The organism is Moorena sp. SIO4A5, assembly GCF_010672005.1.
Classification (GTDB): Bacteria; Cyanobacteriota; Cyanobacteriia; order Cyanobacteriales; family Coleofasciculaceae; genus Moorena.
Genome location: NZ_JAAHHZ010000362.1, coordinates 1 through 4,752, shown reverse-complemented (window position 1 = coordinate 4,752; position 4,752 = coordinate 1). Strand labels below are relative to the sequence as shown.

2 protein-coding genes are annotated in these 4,752 nt (G+C 44.7%); one reads left to right on the top strand and one right to left on the bottom strand.

The annotated features are described in order from the left end of the window. A partial coding sequence (locus F6K57_RS37035; protein WP_293073270.1) for a hypothetical protein occupies positions 1-503 on the top strand: 503 nt, incomplete at its 5' end. A gap of 1,226 nt (positions 504-1,729) precedes the next feature. Here the strand turns inward: F6K57_RS37035 and F6K57_RS42300 are convergent. Continuing rightward, a complete protein-coding gene (locus tag F6K57_RS42300; protein ID WP_364305681.1) occupies positions 1,730-1,936 on the bottom strand; it encodes a hypothetical protein in 207 nt (68 codons plus the stop codon). Between the last annotated feature and the right edge of the window lie 2,816 nt (positions 1,937-4,752).

Here is a 4,752-nt window from a genome sequence, read left to right as displayed (position 1 = left end):
CAGATACTAAAGTATTTTTTGGTGTTTCTCTAGAACTGGCTGGAAAGACAATTTCCTTAGAACCTAAAAATGCTATTAATGAAATTAAAGAAAAGGGAATTGAAGTTGAACTTCCGGCAGGGGAGAGAGTCTATTTAGGGACAGTAGGTACCTCTCTTAACAGTATTTTACAAACCCTAGGAGCAGTTGAGTCAGGCACAACGGCTTCCTTTCTGAATGAGGATGGCACTCTCAAGTCCGACGAATTACCAGATATTACCGTCTTACAGGATGCGGCAAGTGTGCTGGTTGAAGCTGGTTTATATGTGGATGAATTTCATGTCAGAATTCCAGGTTCTAGTGCTTCAACGACAAATGCTGATGGAAAGAAAGTCGTTGATAAAACGAAGACAGCTTATACTGTTGGACTATCAGCAGAATGGCAAGAGAATTCAGGTCAATTAATAGATGGATTAGACCTTAAATTAAGGGGGGTCTATTTCAAAATCAGTAATGAAGAATAGCAATCAGTAATCAGCTATCAGCTATCAGCTATCAGTTATCAGCTATCAGCTATCAGCTATCAGCTATCAGCTATCAGCTTATAGGTTAGGTCACAGGCTAGAAGCCTGTGCCACGCTACTTGAGGTGCTTTTGAATAAAAAATGCTCCCTGATGGCTGACGGCTGAATGCTGACCACTGACCGCTGACTTTAGATAATTCCATTTTTGCCTAGTAATATTTCTGAATCGAGCCATGACTGCAATAGTGCAAAGAACAACCAGTGTTAGCTTTGGTCTGGTCTCAGAGCTAACCGTTGCTGGTGAAACTGTCAATTTGATCCTGGAGAAAATTGAAGACCGCAACGTAACGGTTTATCGGGGCGGTATGATTGCTGGACAGCGACTTTATGTCGTGGCGCTTTTGGAAGAACTGATTCCAGAATTAGATGCACCAGACTCGATTCAGAACTTAGCCATTACCAAAATGGCGGTGGAATTGCGACCGGATAAAGGGGCATTTTCCTTTGAGGCTGCTATTGGGTCTGTTACTGGGGGAGGGGCCTGGTCGATTACCCTCGATTCGGGGCCAACCTTATCGATCGAACAGCTTGCTCTGTCAGTGTCGTCGGTCAAATCTTCTGGCTCAACCAATGGCACTCAACAGAATACGGCAGAATCCCTCTCCCAGCAGCGAAAACTGTCATTTGAGGGGCTGTTTGAGTTATTTGGGGGCGAATTTGCGGTTAAGGTCGCCCATCAATTTTCCTCAAAAAATGGAAATATTGCCAGTCAGTGGGGATTTTCTGCCACTGCTGAAAATATTAGTATTACCGAAGTCATCAAAGCTTTTGGATTTTCCCAGGATAAGCTCGATGAGTATGGGTTGCGGGATTTAGTAGTTTCCCTGGCATTTGCGCTACAACAAACTCGCTATCAAGACAGTAATACCCAAATCGTCGAATCCCGCTATACCTTCACCGGATCCATGGATTGGGATACTGGCATTGCTTTAGTGCCAGGGGAAGAAACCCTGCAAATCCAAGCAGCGATTCAAATTACTAAAAGGTCGAGTAATAAACCAGGGGGAACCTCTACGACCCTGAAAGGCGCGATCGCAGGAACGGTCAAAGCCTCTATTCCCTTTTTCGATACCTTACAACTCTCGGTTATCTATACCTTTAGCCAAACCGGTAGCACCTCTAGCTCTGGTCGTTCATCCCAAGCCCTGGCAAATCGTACCGGTGAGTTAATTTTCCAACTCCAAATCAGTACCCTGTTGTTGAGCGCAGTGTACACCAATATCAATAATCGTAAACTGTTGCGGTTTAGCGTTAGTGTGGTCAGGGATAAGAATCCCACTATTGGTGACCTGATTGCCTATATTGTCAGTGTATATGACTCCAGCATTACTGACTTTGAACTCGACCCACCCTGGGATGAATTTGCTAAACAAGAGATAGCGCTAGATAAGTTTAGTCTGGAGATAGACCTAACTAATAAATCCATCACCATTTCCTACAAGGCTACCTTGAATGTCTTGATTGCTAAGGTATCCAATGTGGGACTGTCTTACCAGTTTGGGACTAAGTCATCTCAGGTCAGTACCCAACAAAATAATGCTAGAACAGCATCCAATAAAAAAATAGCGATCGCAGTAGACTTAAGTATTCCTGGACAACCCAAAAAGCGAGTTCAGTGGGACCCAGTCAATGAAAATCCCCCAGAAGTGCCCAGCACTAAAGCCCCGATCTTCGAGCTGAAGTTCCTGGCTTTGGGACAACGGGTTGCCTTCGCACCGGAAATTGTGCAACAAGCTCGTACTATTGAGCAATTCACCACGGTGATGCGCCAAACCTTGGTACCCCTTCCTCCCATTAAACGGCGGCAAAATCCCCTGACAGCTCTGCAACAGTCCTTACCCTCAGCCGTAAGTTCTGACCCCACTCAACCGATTCAATTTTCAGGTCAGCCCATTCAGTTTAGTGCAGAGAGTGGGTGGTTAATTGGTGCCCAATTTGTGATTTTGGGTGCCATTGAGATCAGTGTAATTTTCAACGATCCCTTTATCTACGGGCTGCGCATTAGCTTGTCGGGACCCCCAGTACAGAGTTTTGCTGGATTTGAATTTGAAATCCTCTATCGCCGCATTAGTGACACTGTCGGGGTCTATCGCAGTGAGCTGGTTTTACCCGACACCATGCGGTATATCGACTTTGGTGCTGTTCATATTACCCTGCCGGTGGTTGCCATTGAAATCTATACCAATGGGGACTTTGGTATCGATGTGGGCTTCCCTTGGGGTGGTGACTTTTCCAGATCCATTGCCGTTAATGTCGGCATCTTTTTAGGATTAGGGGGCTTCTATTTCAATAAACTGAGTGCAGAAACAGCCACCAGTGTTCCCGACATTGTTAGTGGCACCTTTGACCCGGTATTGGAATTTGGCATTGGCTTACAGGTCGGGTTGGGGAAAATTATCAAGAAAGGTCCTCTGCGCGCGGAATTCAGCATTACCATCCATGGCCTTTTGCAAGGGGTGTTTGCTACCTATAATCCCACCGATACTAATGAGAAAAAGGCCACCTATTACCGGATTCAGGGTGGTGTAGCCATTGTTGGTCGGATCTATGGTGTCGTGGACTTTAAAGTGATTCAGGTTGATGTAGAAGTCCTGGTTAAAGTTGCGGTGCTGTTTGTGGTGGAGGTATACAAAGCCATTCAGGTGGCTCTGGTGGCTACGGTTTCTGTCAGAGCATCAATCAAGATTGCCTTTGTCCGGATCAGATTTAAGTTTAACTTGACCGTGCGGGAGCAATTTGTCCTCGGTTCAGATAGCACACCACCCTGGCAACTCGCTGCTGGTTCTGGGGGAGCCATGGCAGCAACTGTGCCGGTATTTACTGCCCGTGCTCAAACCGTGCGTCCCTATCGAATCAAAAAAAATGGTAGGGCTAATCGCTTTGGTTTTGCTAAAGCCCAGACCATTAGTAGCACAAGAACAGTTACAAATGTAACTACTACAAATACTACTACGACAAATGGCACTACCCAAACATCTGGTGGACGGTCATTGCGATGGGATGATGGCACAACGGGAATTCAGCTAGCACTCCCCGGAGACGTGCGCACGGAAACTGTAAAAGACGGGAAGCTTCGCCTCGATATTTATTTTCAACCGTCCTTTACCAAGACCGAAACAGATACTAAGACCGAAACAGATACTAAGACCGAAACAGGGGTAAGTGGTATCGGGTTATTGTTTATGGAAAACTCGATTCCTCTAGATGATAACTCTACCAATGATAATGATACGGACTTTGATGAGTTAGTTAAAGCCCTATTTAAATGGGTGATTTATGCCTATTTATCAGATAGTGAGCGTAATGCTTTAAATATCGACACAAGTGCTGTTAATGTTGATGCTCAAGTCTTAACTTTGGAATTGTTAGAAGATGTTTATACCCTATTCGTTAACTACTTAGAGGAAGAACCTGCGGATGAGTTTTGGGAACCGCTAATTCGATTCTTGTCTAGGAATTTTATATTTGATATCACCGACCGCCCCATTAGTGCGGATACGGAAATTAGTGGTACCATTTTCCCGATGTTTCCTCAACTTCAGATGGAACTCAAGGATGGTGCTGATGAGAATGATCCCAATAAGCAGCCCAATATCGTTGATTTTGATAGTACGAAATATTCTCCCGCTCAAATCAAGGCGATTCAAAATTATTTTCAATCCTCCAACTATAACCATAACCAGAGCACAGAAGAAGTGCTGGGACAAATACCGACCAACGATGCATCCGCAGATTTAGCGATCGCTGAACTTTTATTTATTGACTACTTCACCTTAATTATTCGTTCTGTCGTGCAGCTTGGCATCGATCATGTTAGGGATAAAAAAGATGGGGTTGATGCCAATGGTACGATTACTCTGATTGACTTACTCAATCATTTCAATGGTGGTGAGTCGTTCCAATCCTTAGCGGGAATGACCTCACGATTCTTGTTGCATGGATTGCGATTACCCATCCTTACAGGTAGCACTACAACCATTAATGGACAACAACAAGCTGCTTATCTTGCTACAGGACAACAATTTACTGTCACAGTCACGCGCACCCCTCCCGCAACAGACGGGGATAGTGAGACGGTAACGATTAGCCCCAATGAAATCCGGTTATTTAAACTAGATACCTTGACTTGGATTCGACTAATTGATTATCAAAGTCAGACCAGTGATAGTGAAACTAGTCAGACCAGTGA